At 21.6% G+C, this 614-nt stretch carries 1 protein-coding gene; it reads right to left on the reverse strand.

Features of this window, described 5'->3' with window-relative positions; translation table 11 throughout:
- Positions 1 to 196 (reverse strand): helicase-related protein (locus LUA84_RS01325; RefSeq protein WP_256443483.1); only part of this gene is annotated, 196 nt, incomplete at its 3' end.
- Positions 197 to 614 lie beyond the last annotated feature (418 nt).

Genomic DNA, 614 nt, shown 5'->3' on the forward strand with positions numbered 1-614 from the left:
TATATCTAATTTCAGATGCTACAGGCTCATAAAATACTACAATATCAACTTTTGGAATATCAATACCTTCTTCTCCAACTGATGTTGATAATAGTATATTGAATTTACCTTCANNNAAATCTTTCAATAATTTTATTTGTTCGCTTCTACTCATTTCTTTTTTTCCAACAAATTTTTCAGCTTTTATATTATTCATATCGCAATATTCCTTTATTCTATCTAAAGTTTTCCTTATTTGTGCAAATACATTATTTTTTTATCTTTATTTTCCTTTAATATTTCTATTAATTTTAATAATTTTGGATGCTCAATATTCTTGTTAATATATTCATTTGCTAAATATATTGCTTTCTTTATTCTTATATCACTTAAAATTTCTAATCAACTTTACTTTTTCTTATATCATTTTCAATATCTTTAAAATAGCTTATAAAAGTATATAATGTTTGTGTTTCTAAAAATTCTAATGCAATGATATATTTTTAATGTTTCAGATAATAGTTCTACTATTTCTCTCAATCTATAATCTCTTCCTCTTATTTCTAAATTCTTTTTAATTTCTTCTATCCATTTTAAAAGATCTTTTTTACCTTTACTAATATCAATTGATGGAT

This window comes from Candidatus Nanopusillus massiliensis, assembly GCF_920984865.1.